Consider the following 17155-nt stretch of genomic DNA (forward strand, 5'->3'; position numbering starts at 1 on the left):
GTAAGCGCTTCGATTTCAAATGTCCTATCGAAGTCATGAGCGAAGTGATGCAGAAAGCCTTGGCTATGCAATATGATGCTCCTGCGTCAATTCAATAACCGTGTTGCACTCAGCTCCTGCAACCGCCAGCTCTTTAGTTTAGTGGTTCCAATCCATCACCGATAAAGCCGTGGATTTTTTCCCTGACTGACAACAATCGCCCAAAAGCTAACAGTCATAGTCGACAGAACCCCGCGTCAAATCTTTAACCTTAGCTGGCAGCAGCGTCGTATTGATTGCATTCCTCATAGAGAGCCTCTAACTCGAGGGCCGTTTTAGCGTTTAAACGGCACGCTAGCAAGCGAGAAGCATCAGCTAAAGAGATCGAACAGTTCTCCGAAAAGCTTCGAGCTGCATCTACCATGTTGAAGTAAAAGGTCTCCACCCCACTGGCCAGTGAGTCAACCTTCTTCCTTATCGAGTCGGCGTGTTTAGCTCGGGATTTTGCTCGAGCATAGAACTTGCGAGTCAGAACCTCGACTCCGTCCGTGGCGTGTCCGTCGGGGGCAGTGAGGCCCCCGTAGCCAAGAATTAGATGATGGCTAACCCTCGGACAAACGCTCTACTGCCCCTTCAAAGTTCCCAGCGTACCGTCACCATTGCATTACGCGGTGCGCCATACAGGTTGTTGCCGTAATCAGTGTTAGCGCTGATGGCCTGATAGTAATGAGTGTCGAAGACGTTGTTCAGGTTCAGGCGCACATCGACGTTCTCTGACGCTTTGTAGCTGGCCATCAGGTCAGTTACGGTGTAAGCCTTCTGCTCTATGCGGTAAGCGTGCGGCGGTGGTGCGTCAGCACTGTTGGTGCCTTTTTTGTAGATCGTGTTCTGCCGGTAAAGACCGCCACCGATGGTCCAGCGATTGAGGTCTCCGGGCAGTTGGTAGCGGGTGAATGCCTTGAAGATATGGCGAGGAGTGTCGGTGCTGAACAGTCGTCCGACGTTGTCCGGGTTGCTGTCCTTGGTGTACTTGGCCGAGGAATAGGTATAACCGGCACCCAATTCCCAGCCGGGTGCAGGAGAACCGTTGATTTCCAGCTCAAGACCTTCGCTGCGCACTGCGCCCGCCGCCTCATAACAGGTGGTTCCCCTGGGCGTGCAGAGGTTGCGATTGAGTTCCTTGGCGCGATTTTCCTGATCAATGCGGAAGATCGCCGCACTGGCATTCAGGCTGGCGTCAAAGTACTCACCCTTGAGGCCGATCTCGTAGTTTTTGCCTTCGATGGGCTTGAGTGCGTTGTTCTGCGCGTCGAGTTCGGTCTGTGGGCGGAAGATGTCGGTGTAGCTGACATACACCGAGTGATGGGCGTCCAGGTCATAAATGGCGCCGGCATAGCGTGTGAGGTGGCGGGTGACTTTGTTCGGCAGGCTGCTGGCGGAAGATTTGCCTTCCCAGCGCGTGTCCACGTCGTATTCGTACCAGTCCAGGCGCCCGCCGAGGATAAGTTTCAGGTCGTCGGAGAGGTTCAGGCGCGTGGTGATGTAGGTGCCTTCCTGCTGGCTGGTGCGGTGTTGGGTCCAGGGCGTGGCGCTGACGTCCGGCTTGGGGATGCCAGTGGGGCGGTACAGGTTGGTGTTGGTCTCGACATCGATGGGCAAGCCTTTGCCATTGAATGTCAGCTCGCGCCTACTGGCGCCCACCACCAGTTCATGGGTGCGGCCGAACAGCGAGAACGGGCCGCTGACATAACCGTCGTAGCTGTTCTGTTGGTCTTTGTACTCATACCTGCCGATGTTCTGCCCCCACTCAACGAAGTCGCTTTGCCAGGTTCGCATCGGGATGGAACCGAGCATATTTAATTGCGACCAGCTTTTGCTGGCAGACAGGAGCATTTTCCAGTTATTGGCAAAACGGTACTCCAGGCGGCTGAAGGCGGTGGTGTTGTCCTGGTCCCAGTATTCCCAAGTGCTGCCCAGGTAGGTCGAGCGCTTGAGGTGCAGGTCGCTGCCATCGCGGGCAACCGGCAAGCCACCCCAGGAGTCGTTATTGTTGGCATCCTGGTTGGAGGCGCCGAAGGTAAAGGTTGTGTCTTCATTCAGGTCAGCCTCGGTAATGGCGTAGAACACCGAGCGCTCGGCGCTGACGAAGTCCTGGAAGCTGTCCTTGGACTGGTAGGCCGTCACCACCCGGCCGCGTAAGGTGCCGCTCTCGTTGAGCGCGCTGGACGCATCGAACTCGGTGCGGTAGTTATCCCAACTGCCGGCACTGCCGGTGACGGTGACACGCGGCGTGGCAGTTGGACGCTTGCGGATCATGTTGACCGCCGCCGCCGGGTTGCCTGAGCCTTGCATCAGCCCGGTGGCGCCGCGTACCACTTCCACCCGGTCAAAGATCGCCATGTCGGGGCTGGAGTTCATGTCACGGCTGAGGTAATGGGACAGGTCGTTGGACAGGCCATCGGTCATCAGGTTTTCGACGGTAAACCCGCGGGAGTAGAACGTTGCACGGTGTGGACCAGCCTTGGTCACGGCAATGCCGGGGGTGTTCTTGAGGACATCCTCCAGGCTGCGCATGTTCTGGTCATCCATGCGCTGGCGGGTGATGACCGTGATCGATTGCGGGGTTTCACGGCTGGATAACGCGAGCTTGGTCGCTGTTGCCATCGGGCCTGTGGTGTAGGAACCGGTGTCCTCGGTCGTATCGCCCAGGGCCGAGCCACTGATGGTGGTCGCGCCGAGTTCCAGCGTCGAGTCGCTGGGTGTCTTGACCAGGCTGTAGCGTCCCACGCCCTCCTGGCGCGCCTGCAGCCCACTGTGGGCCAGCAGTCGTGCGATGCCTTCGTCAAACGAGTAGCGGCCCTGGATGCCCGGCGTGGTCAGGCCCTGGGTTTGCGTCGAACCGAACGACAAGGTCACGCCGCTGGCGGCGGCGAACTGACTGAGCGCGATATCGAGCGGCCCGGCTGCGATAGTGTATTGGGCCCGTTCAGGGGCTTGCTGTGCCCAGGTTGGCGGGATGATTGCGCATGCGCACAGTGTCCCGGCGAAGCTCATGCGCAATAACCTCGAATTGAGGTGCAGCCGCAACGCGGCACTGTGAAGGGGGCGTGGGTGGCTCATATGACTTCCTATGCCGTTGCAGTAAAGGCGGCTGATTAACCGCTCTACTTGATGAGCCGAACGAAAAAAACAATCGGCAAGGAGATCTGCCTGGTTTATTCGCCGTCAGGCGCGATTACGCTTCTATGCGCGCCCAATACCGTGAGAAGTGGCGAACCTTCACGGGCAACGAGACCTGCAGGTTGGCCAGGATGCCGTCGATATCGTCGAGGCGGAACGCGCCGGAAATTCTCAAGTCCCTGACCTCATCGGCGCACCCCAGGTAGCCGACCCGATAGCGGGCCAGTTCGCCGACAAAGTCGCCCAGTCGCCAGTCGATAGCCACCAATAGACCTTGGGTCCAGGCGCTGCTATCGGCAGTGGCCGGGCGCAGGTTGCCGAGTTGGGATGAGCCGAAGGTCAGTGCCTGGCCTTCGTCCACGCGTTGTATGTGCTGTGGTGTGTCACGGGGGCGTACTTCGACGGCGTGTTGTTGTACGTGCACGCTGCTCAAGCCTGGCAGCAGGCGCACATCGAAACGGGTGCCCAGGGCCCGTATGCGACCGTGGGGTGTTTCCACCGATAAGGGGCGAGCGGGCAACCGGTCTGTTGCGGTGGTGACCAGGATTTCGCCGCGGCGCAGCAGGATCAACCGCTCCTGGGCGTTATAGGCGATATCGACTCGGGTGTCGGTGTTCAACTCCAGGCGGCTGCCGTCCGGCAGCGTTACCTGGCGCCGCTCTCCGGTGCGGGTGGCGAAGTCGGTGTGGTAGGGCGAGAGTCGATACCCGGCCAACACCGTCGCGCCAGCGGCCAGCACCAGCAGCATCTTGAGGCCCTGGCGGCGCTGGACGCCCATCTGCGACAAGATCGGCAACGCGACGTCCCGGGGCACCCCGCAGAGTTGTTGCTGGAGCTTTTCGATCCGGGCCCAGGCCTTGACGTGCTCGGGGTCAGCGCCAAGCCAGTCTTGCCACGCCAGGTGTTGTTCGGGGCTGACATCGGCGTCGTTGAGCGTCAGATACCACTGCACCGCTGCCTGCAACTGGGCCGTGGACGGTGGGCCAACCTGTGGGCTGCTCAATCGTCCATCAACCGAATGCATTGCATCATCGCCTTGCCCAGGTGATTTTTTATCGTGGTCACTGACAGGCCCAGTTGCCTGCCGACTTGCACATAACTCAGGCCTTCGAGCTGGACCAGGAGGAAAATCTGCCGGGTTCGCGCGCCGAGGCCATCGAGCAGTGCATCAATGGCCAGCAGGGATTCGATGATCAAGTGATAGGTTTCCGGGGAAACCTCAAGCGGCTCGGGCCGGGCGGCAAGCACTTCCAGGTAGGCCCGTTCCAGAGTTTGCCGGCGGGCCTTATCGATCATCAGGCCGCGGGCAATGGTTACCAGGTAGTGCCGTGGCTCGCGCAGGACGGGCAACTGGCGCAGGGTGAGCATGCGCATAAAGGTGTCCTGGGCCAGGTCAGCGGCATCGGCGCTGTTGCCAACGCGGTTGCAGAGCCACCCTTTTAGCCAGCCGTGGTGCTTTCCGTAGAGATGCTCGATATCCATTGGCGTTGAAGGTTTGATCCCGACGTCCATCAGCTTGATCGCCACAAATGATAATGTCTCGCATTATTACCTTTGGGGCTATTTATGACAATTGGCTATCCGTCCCTTGGGGGAGGTGGGGCTTGGTTGTTTATTTCGTAGCGCTGCGTCCATTCATCCACGGGCTGTAGTCCACCTGCACATAACCCAGGGGCAGGCCTTGAGGGTAGTTGGCAAACCCCGGCATCTGCCGCAGGTCCAGCCGTTTGCACTGCGTGACGAGGCGTTGTTGCAATGCGCTATCGACCTTGAAGCCCTGTGAGCGGTACGGGCTCTGATTCAGGTTGACCATGCACTCACTCACTTTGCCCTGTGCATCGGCGATGAGGTGGAAGCTGGCGACGCCAATGCTCTGGACGTCATGCCCGATAAACAGTTGTTCACGGAAGAAACGGATCTGCCGGTAGAGGTCGACCCGCTGGTTCTGCAACCGTTGCTGTTCTTCCGAAAGCCCGATCATAGGGCTGAACACCATGGGCGCGACAATCACCTGGGTGTCCTTGGCATCGGTGAAAGCCTTGGGCGAGACCTCGGGAAACAGGGTGGTCCAGCACAGTTCGGTGACCAGTTGGGCCAGCTTGGCCTGGCGCAGATTGTTCTGGCTCATGTTGGGCAGTAGGGTCCCGCGTTTGACTGAGCAGTCCACCACGTGGTTCTGCGCGTCAACGGTCATGATCAGGTTCATCACGCCTGTCAGCCCCTGTTCATTGGCGGCCAGGGCATAGCTGCGCAGTATCGTTTGGAATGTGGTGGTGAATTTTTCGTACTTCTGTTGTTCCAGTGCCTGTTCTACCGCCGAGGCTGCTGCCTGCTCTGGCGTTTGGCTCTGGCAGCCGGACAGTGACAGCAGGCTTGCACCGAACAAGGCCAGCAGCCAGCGGGACGAAGAAGACGGGTTGAATTCCATTTCTTGGGGGCTCATACACAAATAGATGGGAAAGTTAGACGGGAACCATTCTCACCCATCAGGCGGTAAAGTGCGATTTGAAATCAAAAAAAGCATTTCACTGGGGCTTTTGGTTGTAAGGGCTGATGTACGCTGATTTGCTCTGTGGACTCACTTTATCTATATTTGAATCTGTGGATTTATTTTGAGGTGGCAACCATGAGCCTGGCCCTCCAAGCACAACCCTTCACCCGGGAGCAATGCGTCGCCGGACTCCGGGCGGCGGTGAGCATCCTGGAGAAATGGCAGGCCAGCAGCGAGCAGGCCTGCCGCATCCTGCGGATCTCGCGCAGCACCTACACCCGTGCCCGGCAGCGCGATGTCGCGTGGTCCGTGAGCCTGGATTCCGACCAGATGCAGCGCATCAGCTTCGTGCTGAACATCCACGCCACGCTGCGCATGGTGTTCGATAACCCCGAGAACGTGTATGGCTTTGCCGCGATGGCCAACGACAACGCGTTTTTCAACGGGCGTTCGCCCCTGGAGATCATGGCCCAGGGCGATATGATTTCCCTGTACGAGACCTTCCGCCACATCGATGTGTTACGTGGCGCGCAATGGTGAGGGTGAGCCAGTTGGGCGATTTGCCCGCGGGGCAGTTGCAGGCCTATCGCCTGGTCAATTCCAAATTCCCGCCGATTGCGTTGTTTGACGATGTGGCGGATGCCGATGAATTTGAGGCGCTTTATCAGATCCAGGCCCTGACCAACCCGCGGCTGGGCAATGAGGTCGGTCGAATCGAGCTGATACCTCGTAGGGAAATCCCCTTTGGGATTGTGGGATGTTCCTACGCGATTGCACCGTTCACCCACGTCAATCCGGCAGGATCGCGTTTCAGTGATGGGCGCTTTGGCGTGTTGTACCTGGCGGCCACGGTCGAGACCGCGCTGGCCGAGGTGCGTCATCACCAGAACCAGTACTGGTCCGGGGTCCACGGCCTTAACTATGAACGCTTTGTCTTTCGCGGGCTGTCCTGCACCTTTGCCGGCGACGCCATGAAGGACGCGACGTCGATGCCGATGAGCGACCCGATCTACGACCCAGACGACTACAGCCACGCCCAGCGCCTGGGCGGCGCGCTGAAGAAGGCCGGTTGTCCCGGCCTTCGTTACCGGTCAGTACGCTCGGAGGGCGACCACTGCTGGGCGTTGCTGAGCCCCAGGCCGGTGTTGTCGATGGTCCAGGCCGCCCATTACGAGATGGTCTGGAATGGGCACATCACCAGTGTCAGCAAGATCAGCGAAACCTGAGGCTGCGGGGTCAGATCTTTCCGCGAACCAGGATCGACTCATCGATCTGTGCAATGGACGTGACCCCGGTCAGGGTCATGGCCACGCGCATTTCCTTGGCAAAGATATCCAACAGGTTTTCCACGCCACGTTGGCCATCGGCGGCCAGCGCGTAGGCGGGTGCTCGTCCCAGCAATACGCCCCGGGCGCCGAGGGCGAGCATGCGTACCACATCCAGCCCCGAACGCACCCCGGAGTCCACCAGTACCGTGAGGTCGCTGCCAACCGCCTGGGCGATCTCGGGCAAGGCCTTGGCGGTGGACAGCACGCCATCGAGTTGGCGGCCGCCGTGGTTGGACACCACGATGCCGTCGGCACCAAAGCTCACCGCATCCTTGGCGTCCTGTGGGTCGAGGATGCCCTTGATGATCATCGGGCCCTTCCAGAATTCACGGATCCACTCCAGGTCCTTCCAACTGATGGAGGGGTCGAAATTGGTGGCCAGCCAGCCGATGTAGTCTTCAAGGTGGGTCGGTTTGCCCAGGTATCTGGAGATATTGCCCAGGTCATGCGGGCGCCCCATCAGCCCCACATCAAACGCCCAGGCCGGTTTGCTCACGGCCTGCAACATGCGCCGCTGGGCGGCGTACGGGCCGGACATGCCGGAGTGGGCATCGCGGTAGCGGGCGCCGGGGGTGGGCATGTCAACGGTGAACACCAGGGTTTTCACCCCGGCGGCTTGCGCACGCTCCAGGGCGTTTTTCATGAAGCCGCGGTCTTTCAACACATACAGTTGGAACCAGATCGACTGTGCGGTCTGGGACGCCACTTCCTCGATCGGGCACACGGACACGGTCGACAGGCAAAAAGGCACGCCTTTATTGGTTGCCGCGTTGGCCACCTGCACTTCCCCGCGCCGGGCAAACATGCCGGTCAGGCCCACCGGGCTCATGACCACCGGCATCGCCAGCGGTTGGTCGAACAGGGTGGTCTCCAGGCTCAGGCTCTCGACATTGCGCAGCACGCGCTGGCGCAGGCTGATATCTGCCAGGTCCGCACTGTTGGCCTTGAGGGTGTGCTCGGCGTACGCGCCCCCGTCAATGTAGTCGAACAGGAAGCGCGGCAGTTTGCGGCGTGCGGCTTCGCGGTAATCCGATGCGGACGAAATGATCATGAACAGTGAGGCCCCGGAATAAAGAAAACGGTGGGTGGAGGATAGTCAAAGGCATTCCATGGTAAAAACAACTTTTACAACTTCATTCAAGTCGCAAATGGAATATTCATGAACCTGCGAACCCTGCGAGCCTTTGTCGAAGTGGTGCGCCAAGGCAGTTTCTCACAAGCGGCCGAGATGGTTTCGCTGACGCAATCGAGTGTCAGCAAAGCGGTCAAGACGCTGGAGGAGGAGTTGGGCACGCCGTTGTTCAGCCGTATCGGTCATAAGAGCGAACTGACAGCCGCCGGTGAGATTGCCTACCGCCGCGCCCTGGTGTTGCTGGCCGAGCGCAGCGACCTGGTGGCCGAGATCAATGACCTGCTGGGGCTCAAGCGCGGCGTGTTGCGCATTGGCTTGCCGCCGGTGGGCAGTGGTGAATTGTTTGCGGCAATGTTTGCCGTGTACCGCCAGCGTTACCCGCAGATCGAGATCGAGCTGATCGAGCACGGCAGCAAGAAACTGGGCGAGTGCCTGCAAGCGGGGGAGGTGGATGTGGCCGCCCTGCTGGTGCCGGTGGAGGGCGAGTTTGAGTATCAGGACGTACGGGTCGAGCCGTTGATGGTCGTGCTGCCCAGCAGCCACCCCTTGGCGGGGCGCAACAGTGTGGATTTTTCGGACCTGTCCGACTCGCCTTTCATACTATTCGAGGCCGGGTTTGCCCTGAATCGCATCATTCTTTCCGCCTGTGAGCGGCGGGGCGTCTCGCCGAAGGTTTCGGTGCGCAGCGCCCAGATCGACTTTATCGTCGACCTGGTGGGTGCGGGCCTGGGCGTCGCCTTCCTGCCGCGGATGCTGGCCTACAAGCACCTGCATGCCGGCATTGCCCTGATCGCCCTGGATGAGCCCCAGACCGACTGGCATATCGCCCTGACCTGGCGGCGTAACGCTCACCTGCCGCCGGCTGCACGGGCCTGGCTGGACCTGGCCAGGGAAATGGGCAATGTTCCTGTGCCATATTAGGCTTTTGAATCCAATCGATATTCTGTAGCCTTGCGCAGCTTCACCTTAACCCGTGCTTGATGAACACAATCACTTCGTCCGGCGGCGCCCGAAGGGCTCCAGAGCCGGTGGTACACTCGACTTTCGCGCAACTGCGCCTGCAGGTCTTGCGAACATGACGCAAATTTCCGAACGCCTTCTGGTCCAAGCCCACCTCGATGCCAAGCAACCCAAGGTGCTCAGTGCCGAGGAAGAGGCAAGCTTACGTTCTGCCATTGCTGCCGAGCTCAAGGCTCAAGACGCGGTGCTGGTGGCGCACTTTTACTGCGACCCGGTGATTCAGGCCCTGGCCGAAGAAACCGGCGGTTGTGTTTCCGACTCCCTGGAAATGGCCCGCTTCGGCGCCGCCCACCCGGCCAAGACCGTACTGGTCGCCGGCGTGCGCTTCATGGGCGAGACGGCGAAAATCCTTACCCCCGAAAAACGCATCCTGATGCCGACCCTGGAAGCCACCTGCTCCCTGGACCTGGGTTGCCCGGTGGACGAGTTTTCGGCGTTCTGCGACCAGCACCCGGAGCGCACCGTGGTGGTGTATGCCAACACTTCGGCGGCGGTCAAGGCTCGTGCGGACTGGGTGGTGACTTCCAGCTGCGCCCTGGAAATCGTCGAAAGCCTGATGGATAACGGCGAAACCATTATCTGGGGCCCGGACAAACACCTGGGCACCTATATCCAGCGCCAGACCGGTGCCGACATGCTGCTGTGGGACGGTGCCTGCATCGTCCATGAAGAGTTCAAGTCCAAGCAGTTGGAAGACATGAAGGCGCTGTACCCGGACGCGGCGATCCTGGTGCACCCGGAGTCGCCGACCTCGGTCATCGAGTTGGCCGACGCCGTGGGTTCCACCAGCCAGTTGATTGCGGCGGCGCAGCGCTTGCCGAACAAGACATTCATCGTTGCCACTGACCGCGGCATTTTCTACAAAATGCAGCAGTTGTGCCCGGACAAGGTGTTTGTCGAGGCACCCACCGCCGGCAACGGCGCAGCGTGCCGCAGTTGCGCGCACTGCCCGTGGATGGCGATGAATACCCTGGAGCGCACGTTGCAATGCCTGCGGGAAGGGAGCAACGAGATCTTCGTCGAACCCTCATTGATCCCCCATGCAGTGCGCCCGCTCAAGCGCATGCTGGACTTTACCCAGGCGGCACGCCTGAAGCTGGCGGGCAACGCCTGATCCATGCCTGACGCAGTAAAAGTGTGGGAGCGGGCTTGCCCGCGATAGCGGTGGAACAGCCAGAGATGCATTAACTGACAGACCGCAATCGCGGGCAAGCCCACATTTAGATCTCATTGGCCTGGGGCTATTTCTTTTTCTTCGGGATTCGCACCAGCTGCGTGTCGGAATAGATGTCATGCCAGGCGCGTTTTTTCTTGTCCACCAGCGACCAGATAAACCCCAGCCCCGCGCATAACCACGATGCAATCGACACCACAAAACGCAACAGCGCCTGCCACAGGCTGATGCGCGAGCCGTCGGCGTTCTGCACGCGCACGCCCCATACCTGCATGCCCAGGGTCTGCCCGGAATGGGTCCAGAACTTGGCAAAGAAGCCAAACAGCACAAAAAACAGAATTGTCGACAGCAACGGATCACCGTCCAGGGCGCCGGACTCCGAGAGTGTGCGCATCTTTGCTTCACCCACAAAGGCGATCCACACCAGCTTATAGAGGAGGGCGGTGACGATCAGCAGGGCGGTACACAATAGGAAGTCATAGAACATCGCTGCCAGACGACGGCCCAGGCCAACGGCGGGGAATTCGCCTTGGGGGCTTAGCAGGTGTTTCGACATGGCTCGGCTCTCTGGAGGAAAAAAGCCATTTTACGGACAAACGCACATAAAAAAGCCCCTGATGTCATCACCAGAGGCTTTTTGTCGCAGTAAGGGTCAGCCTTCCGCGAGTACTTCGTCCGCCTGCATGCCTTTTTGGCCCTGCACTGCAACGAAAGTCACTTTCTGGCCTTCTTTCAGGCTCTTGAAACCATTGCCCTGGATAGCGCGGAAGTGGACGAACAGATCCGGACCGCTTTCTGGAGTGATAAAACCAAACCCTTTTTCGTCGTTAAACCACTTGACGGTACCGCTCTGACGATCAGCCATTTTCTTATTTCCTTGACGCTAAAAATTAATGACAGCCCCTTTCACCTGAAAGAGTACTGGGCTGGATTGCAGGAAAGTAAGAGACGTCGAACGGGTTGTAGCAGACTTTGGCTACTGCCCAGGTCCAGGTTTCAAGCGACCCATGCAAACACAGTGGGCAAACTCTACGACAACTAACAAGGAAAAAACAAGCCCTCTGCAAGCCACGTATTTACTCGCCTTTATGACACTTCGGTCAGAATTGTCACGCTGTCATATTCGATAGTGTGGGTCACTTGTTATAGGTTGATCGATATAAAATTGACTATCGTCAGTGCACTTTTTAATGGCGGTCGTGTTACAGATTAGTGCAAATGAACACAACCGCGTTACTTATAGGAACAGTCAATCAGCCACGGTAGTAACGTTGTGGCACGAATGGCATTTTACTTACGCGAAGAGGCACCTTTTTCCCACGTACCAAGGCGCTGACTTCGCTATCCAACACAGTAAATGCCGTGTCGAGGTAGCCCATGGCGAGCGGGCCGCCGAGGCTAGGGCCAAAGCCACCGCTGCACACGCGGCCGATCACGCTGCCGTGTTCGTCGACAATCTCTGCTCCTTCACGCACCGGGGTACGTTCCTGGGGCAGCAGGCCGACACGTTTGCGGCTGACACCGGTTTGCTGTTGGGTGAAGATCCGGTCTGCGCCCGGGAAACCACCGGCACGCGCACCGTCAGCGCGACGGACCTTGGAAATCGCCCACAACAGGCTGGCTTCAATCGGCGTGGTCTCGCTGTTCATATCGTGGCCATAGAGGCACAGGCCGGCTTCCAGGCGCAGGGAGTCGCGGGCGCCCAGGCCAATGGCTGCCACTTCGGTTTCGGCCAGCAGGCTGCGGGCCAGGCTTTCGGCACTGGCCGCGGGCACCGAGATTTCAAAACCGTCTTCGCCGGTATAGCCGGAACGGCTGACATAGCACTCCACCCCCAGCAGGCGCAGGGGCGCGAACTGCATAAAGGTCATCTTGGTCACTTCCGGCGCCAGGCGCGCCAGCACCTTCACCGCCGCCGGGCCTTGCAGGGCCAGCAGGGCGCGTTCTTCAAACAGTGGCTCGATCTGGCATTGCCCGCCCAGATGCTGGCGCAGGTGTGCCAGGTCCTGCTCCTTGCAGGCGGCGTTGACCACCAGAAACAGCTCGTCGTTACCCAGGTTGGCGACCATCAGGTCATCGAGGATGCCGCCCTGGTCATTGGTGAACATGGCGTAGCGCTGCATGCCCACGGGCAGGTCGATGATGTCCACCGGCACCAGGCTCTCCAGGGCCTTGGCGGCGTTGGCACCGGTCAGGCGGATCTGGCCCATGTGCGACACATCGAACAACCCGGCCTGTTCACGGGTGTGCTGGTGTTCTTTCATCACGCCCAGGGGGTATTGCACCGGCATGTCATAACCGGCGAACGGCACCATGCGTGCGCCCAGTTCAAGGTGCAGGGCGTGCAGCGGGGTTTTCAACAGGGTTTCGGTGGACATATTCAGCTCCTGAAAAACGTGCTGGCGCGTTTATAAGCATCAGCACTCGATAATGTTGACGGCCAAACCGCCACGGGCGGTTTCCTTGTATTTGCTTTTCATGTCGGCGCCGGTCTGGCGCATGGTACGGATCACCTTGTCGAGGGACACGAAGTGCTGCCCATCGCCACGCAAGGCCATGCGCACCGCATTGATCGCCTTCACCGAGCCCATGGCGTTGCGCTCGATGCAGGGCACCTGCACCAGGCCGCCAATCGGGTCGCAGGTCAGGCCGAGGTTGTGTTCCATGCCGATTTCGGCGGCGTTCTCCACCTGGGAGACCGTGCCGCCCAGCACTTCGCACAAGGCTCCGGCGGCCATGGAGCAGGCCACGCCCACTTCGCCCTGGCAGCCGACCTCGGCCCCGGAGATCGAGGCATTTTCCTTGTAGAGGATGCCGATGGCGGCGGCGGTGAGCAGGAAACGCACCACGCCGTCTTCATTGGCCCCGGGGATAAAGCGCATGTAGTAATGCAATACCGCCGGCACGATCCCGGCGGCACCGTTGGTGGGAGCGGTGACCACGCGCCCGCCGTTGGCGTTTTCTTCATTGACCGCCAGGGCATACAGGTTGACCCAGTCCAGCACTGACAGCGGGTCGCGCAGCGCCGATTCCGGGTTCTTGCACAGCTGGCGATGCAACGCCGCTGCCCGCCGCTTGACCTTCAGGCCGCCAGGCAGGATGCCTTCGTTGCGACAGCCGGCGGCCACGCAGTCCTGCATGACCTGCCAGATTTTCAGCAGGCCGCTGCGGGTCTCGGCTTCCGGGCGCCAGGCGCTTTCGTTGGTCAGCATCACCTGGCTGATGGACAGCCCATAGGTGGTGCAATGGCCAAGCAAATCCTTGGCGTGCTTGAACGGGAAGGTCAGGGGCGTGGTGTCTTCGACGATCCGGTCGGCGCCGGCAGCGTCTTCATCCACCACAAAACCACCGCCCACCGAGTAGTACTCGCGGCTGCGAATCTGCAGGCCGGCAGCGTCAAACGCACGAAAGATCATGCCGTTGGGGTGATAGGCCAGGGGTTTGCGAATCATCGCCAGGTGTTCTTTCTCGTTGAACGCAATGCTGTGTTCACCGAGCAGGTTCAAGCGCGCGTCGCTGCGCATCTGCGCCAGGCGCGCGGCCACGGTTTCGGTGTCGACGGTGTCCGGGTGTTCGCCTTCCAGGCCCAGCAACACGGCCTTGTCGCTGCCGTGGCCTTTGCCAGTGGCGCCCAGTGAGCCATAGAGCTCCACCTTGATGCAGGTGGTGGCGTGCAGCAGGCCGTCACGCTTGAGGCCCTCGGCGAAGCGGGCAGCGGCACGCATCGGGCCAACGGTATGGGAACTGGAGGGGCCGATGCCAATCTTGAACAGGTCGAACACGCTTAAAGACATGAGTGGTTCTCCGGTTTCTTATTATTGAGCGCAGATTTTCGGTTGTACCCGATCCCTGTGGGAGCCGGGCTTGTGTGGGAGCTGGCTTGCCTGCGATGCAGACACCTCGGTCTATCAGTAGCTCCGAGGTGAGGCTATCGCAGGCAAGCCAGCTCCCACACAAAGCCAGCTCCCACACTGACTGCATCTCTTCAGTCAGATCATGCGTAGCTCTCGATCGACGGGCACGCACACACCAGGTTGCGATCGCCAAACACGTTGTCGACCCGGCCCACCGGCGGCCAGTACTTGCCGTCGATCAACGAGGCTACCGGGTACACCGCCTGCTCGCGGCTGTACGGGTGGCTCCATTCACCGACGATTTCAGCCGCCGTATGCGGGGCGTTCTTCAGTGGGTTGTCGTCCTTGTCCAGGGTGCCGTTTTCCACCGCGCGGATCTCTTCGCGGATGGCGATCATGGCGTCGCAGAAGCGGTCCAGTTCTACCTTGGATTCGCTTTCGGTCGGCTCGATCATCAGCGTGCCCGCCACCGGGAATGACATGGTCGGTGCGTGGAAGCCAAAGTCGATCAGGCGCTTGGCCACGTCATCCACGCTGATGCCGCTGCTGTCCTTGAGCGGGCGCAAGTCCAGGATGCACTCATGGGCCACCAGGCCATTGCTACCGGTGTACAGCACCGGGTAGTGCTCTTCCAGGCGCCGGGAAATGTAGTTGGCATTGAGGATCGCCAGCTGCGAGGCGCGCTTGAGGCCCGCGCCGCCCATCATGCTGATGTACATCCAGGTGATCGGCAGGATGCTCGCGCTACCAAACGGCGCGGCACACACCGCACCTTCCTTGCGTGCCATGGCTGCGTGGCCGGGCAGGAAGGGCGTGAGGTGCGACTTGACGCCAATCGGGCCAACACCCGGGCCGCCACCGCCGTGGGGGATGCAGAAGGTCTTGTGCAGGTTCAGGTGCGACACATCGCCGCCGAACTTGCCCGGGGCGCACAGGCCGACCATGGCGTTCATGTTGGCGCCGTCGATATACACCTGGCCGCCGTTGTCATGGATGATCCCGCAGATTTCGCGGATGCCTTCCTCGAACACGCCGTGGGTCGACGGGTAGGTGATCATCAGCGCGGCGAGGTGCTCGCGGTGCTCGATGGCCTTGGCGCGCAGGTCTTCGATGTCCACGTTGCCCCGGGCATCGCACGCGGTGACGACCACGCGCATGCCGGCCATGTTGGCGGTGGCCGGGTTGGTGCCGTGGGCCGACGATGGAATCAGGCAGATATCGCGGCGCTCTTCGCCACGGCTCTGGTGATAGGCACGGATGGCCAGCAGGCCTGCGTACTCGCCCTGGGCGCCGGAGTTCGGTTGCAGGGAGATGGCGTCGTAGCCGGTGGCCGCGCAGAGCATGGCTTCCAGTTCGCGGGTCAGTTGCAGGTAGCCGGCGCTTTGTGCGGCCGGGGCGAACGGGTGCAGGGCACCGAACTCGGCCCAGGTCACCGGGATCATTTCACTGGCGGCGTTGAGCTTCATGGTGCACGAGCCCAGCGGGATCATGGTGCGGTCCAGCGCCAGGTCCTTGTCGGCCAGCTTGCGCAGGTAGCGCATCAACTCGGTTTCCGAGTGATAACGGTTGAATACCGGGTGGCTGAGGATCGGCGACTGGCGCAGCAGCGCGGCGGGCAGGGTGCTGTCGACGCTGGCGGCCAGGGCGGCGAAGTCCGGCAGGGCCTTATCGCCTGCCAATACGCGCCACAGGGTTTCGATATCGGCCTGGGTGGTGGTTTCGTCCACCGACAGGCCCAGGCGTGCCGCGTCCACGACGCGCAGGTTGATGCGCTGGGCGCGGGCCTGGTCGTGCAGGGCGGCGGTGTGGGCGCCAGTGGCCAGGGTCAGGGTGTCGAAGAACGTGGCTTGTTCAACCTTGAAGCCCAGGGCGCCCAGGCCTTTGGCGAGGATCGCGGCCAGGTGATGAATGCGCGTGGCGATCTGTACCAGGCCTTTGGGGCCGTGGTACACGGCGTACATGCTGGCGATATTGGCCAGCAGTACCTGGGCGGTGCAGATGTTACTGGTGGCCTTCTCGCGGCGGATATGTTGCTCGCGGGTCTGCATGGCCAGGCGCAGGGCCGGCTTGCCGAAACGGTCTACGGACACGCCAACCAGACGCCCCGGCATATCGCGCTTGAACGCGTCCCTGGTGGAGAAGTAAGCGGCGTGCGGGCCACCGAAACCCAGCGGCACGCCGAAGCGTTGCGCACTGCCGATGGCCACGTCGGCACCGAACTCACCCGGTGGGGTCAGCAGGGTCAGGGCCAGCAGGTCGGCGGACACGGCCACCAGGACGTTGGCGGCATGGAAGCGCTCGGTCAGTTCGCGGTAGTCGAACACGTCACCGTTGCTGGCCGGGTATTGCAGCAGGGCGCCGAAGAAGGCGCTGACGTCGGTCAGTGTGTGCTCATCGCCCACCACCACCTCGATGCCCAGCGGCTCGGCACGGGTGCGCAACACATCGAGGGTCTGCGGGTGGCTGTGCACGGAGGCAAAGAACTGGTTGCTGGCCTTGTTCTTGCCCAGGCGTTTGCAGAACGTCATGGCCTCGGCGGCGGCGGTGGCCTCGTCGAGCAGGGAGGCGTTGGCGATCGGCAGGCCGGTGAGGTCGCTGATCAGGGTCTGGAAGTTCAGCAGCGCTTCCAGGCGGCCTTGGGAGATCTCGGGCTGGTACGGGGTGTAGGCGGTGTACCAGGCCGGGTTTTCCAGGAGGTTGCGCAGGATCGGCGATGGCGTATGGCAGTTGTAGTAGCCCTGGCCGATATAGGTCTTGAACAGTTGGTTCTTGGCGGCGATGGCCTTGATCGAGGCCAGGGCATCAGCCTCGCTCAGGCCGTCGCTCAGGCCCATCACGGCGGAGCCCTTGATGCTTTCCGGGATCACGCTGGCGCTCAGGGCTTCGAGGGAATCAAAGCCCAGGGTCGCGAGCATCTGTTGCTCGTCGTCCGAGCGCGGGCCGATGTGGCGGGCGACAAATTCGTTGGCGGTGCTCAAATTAACAGTCATGGCGCGC

At 60.8% G+C, this 17155-nt stretch carries 14 protein-coding genes; 4 read left to right on the forward strand and 10 right to left on the reverse strand.

The genetic code is table 11. The annotated features are described in order from the left end of the window. Positions 1-612: 612 nt before the first annotated feature. The 4 genes from BLL38_RS24820 to BLL38_RS24835 all read right to left on the reverse strand — a co-directional run bounded on the left by BLL38_RS24820 (position 613) and on the right by BLL38_RS24835 (position 5587). Positions 613-3099, reverse strand: a complete 2487-nt coding sequence (locus BLL38_RS24820; RefSeq protein ID WP_076964699.1) for a TonB-dependent siderophore receptor — start codon at positions 3097-3099, stop codon at positions 613-615. 115 nt (positions 3100-3214) lie between these two features. Continuing rightward, a complete protein-coding gene (locus BLL38_RS24825; RefSeq protein ID WP_076964700.1) occupies positions 3215-4183 on the reverse strand; it encodes a FecR domain-containing protein in 969 nt (322 codons plus the stop codon). Continuing rightward, positions 4159-4671: a sigma-70 family RNA polymerase sigma factor gene (locus BLL38_RS24830; RefSeq protein ID WP_083743117.1), complete on the reverse strand. Its 513-nt coding sequence runs from the start codon at positions 4669-4671 to the stop codon at positions 4159-4161. The genes BLL38_RS24825 and BLL38_RS24830 overlap by 25 nt, the downstream gene beginning before the upstream one ends. 100 nt (positions 4672-4771) lie before the next feature. After that, positions 4772-5587, reverse strand: coding sequence for a hypothetical protein (locus BLL38_RS24835; RefSeq protein WP_076964702.1), 816 nt, complete (start codon positions 5585-5587; stop codon positions 4772-4774). Between the two features lie 198 nt (positions 5588-5785). Between BLL38_RS24835 and BLL38_RS24840 the strand changes: the two genes are divergently transcribed. Both BLL38_RS24840 and BLL38_RS24845 read left to right on the forward strand, forming a co-directional pair. Beyond that, the gene (locus tag BLL38_RS24840; protein WP_076964703.1) at positions 5786-6190 is read left to right on the forward strand and encodes an antitoxin Xre-like helix-turn-helix domain-containing protein; all 405 of its coding nucleotides are present in this window, start codon (positions 5786-5788) and stop codon (positions 6188-6190) included. Next, positions 6184-6876: an RES family NAD+ phosphorylase gene (locus BLL38_RS24845; RefSeq protein WP_076964704.1), complete on the forward strand. Its 693-nt coding sequence runs from the start codon at positions 6184-6186 to the stop codon at positions 6874-6876. Before BLL38_RS24840 ends, BLL38_RS24845 begins: the two co-directional genes overlap by 7 nt. Before the next feature lie 10 nt (positions 6877-6886). Here BLL38_RS24845 and lldD read toward each other — a convergent pair whose 3' ends face one another. After that, entirely contained in the window at positions 6887-8029 is a 1143-nt protein-coding gene (gene lldD, locus BLL38_RS24850; RefSeq protein WP_076964705.1) for an FMN-dependent L-lactate dehydrogenase LldD, read from the reverse strand. Between the two features lie 108 nt (positions 8030-8137). Between lldD and BLL38_RS24855 the strand changes: the two genes are divergently transcribed. Together BLL38_RS24855 and nadA are read left to right on the forward strand one after the other, a co-directional pair. Further along, positions 8138-9031 (forward strand): LysR family transcriptional regulator, encoded by an 894-nt coding sequence (locus BLL38_RS24855; RefSeq protein WP_076964706.1) that lies wholly within the window; start codon positions 8138-8140, stop codon positions 9029-9031. A 154-nt stretch (positions 9032-9185) separates the two neighbouring features. Beyond that, complete coding sequence (nadA, locus tag BLL38_RS24860) at positions 9186-10244, forward strand: quinolinate synthase NadA (protein ID WP_076964707.1); 1059 nt, start codon at positions 9186-9188, stop codon at positions 10242-10244. 127 nt (positions 10245-10371) lie between these two features. Here nadA and BLL38_RS24865 read toward each other — a convergent pair whose 3' ends face one another. From BLL38_RS24865 to gcvP, 5 genes are all read right to left on the reverse strand, one after another. Next, positions 10372-10860, reverse strand: a complete 489-nt coding sequence (locus BLL38_RS24865; RefSeq protein ID WP_076964708.1) for an RDD family protein — start codon at positions 10858-10860, stop codon at positions 10372-10374. A 96-nt stretch (positions 10861-10956) separates the two neighbouring features. Beyond that, positions 10957-11169, reverse strand: coding sequence for a cold-shock protein (locus BLL38_RS24870; RefSeq protein ID WP_076964709.1), 213 nt, complete (start codon positions 11167-11169; stop codon positions 10957-10959). Between the two features lie 388 nt (positions 11170-11557). Then, a complete protein-coding gene (gene gcvT / locus BLL38_RS24875; protein ID WP_076964710.1) occupies positions 11558-12682 on the reverse strand; it encodes a glycine cleavage system aminomethyltransferase GcvT in 1125 nt (374 codons plus the stop codon). Positions 12683-12721: 39 nt separating this feature from the next. Continuing rightward, entirely contained in the window at positions 12722-14098 is a 1377-nt protein-coding gene (locus BLL38_RS24880) for an L-serine ammonia-lyase (RefSeq protein ID WP_076964711.1), read from the reverse strand. A 200-nt stretch (positions 14099-14298) separates the two neighbouring features. After that, a complete protein-coding gene (gcvP, locus tag BLL38_RS24885) occupies positions 14299-17148 on the reverse strand; it encodes an aminomethyl-transferring glycine dehydrogenase (RefSeq protein WP_076964712.1) in 2850 nt (949 codons plus the stop codon). Between the last annotated feature and the right edge of the window lie 7 nt (positions 17149-17155).

The organism is Pseudomonas gessardii, from assembly GCF_001983165.1.
GTDB lineage: Bacteria > Pseudomonadota > Gammaproteobacteria > Pseudomonadales > Pseudomonadaceae > Aquipseudomonas > Aquipseudomonas gessardii.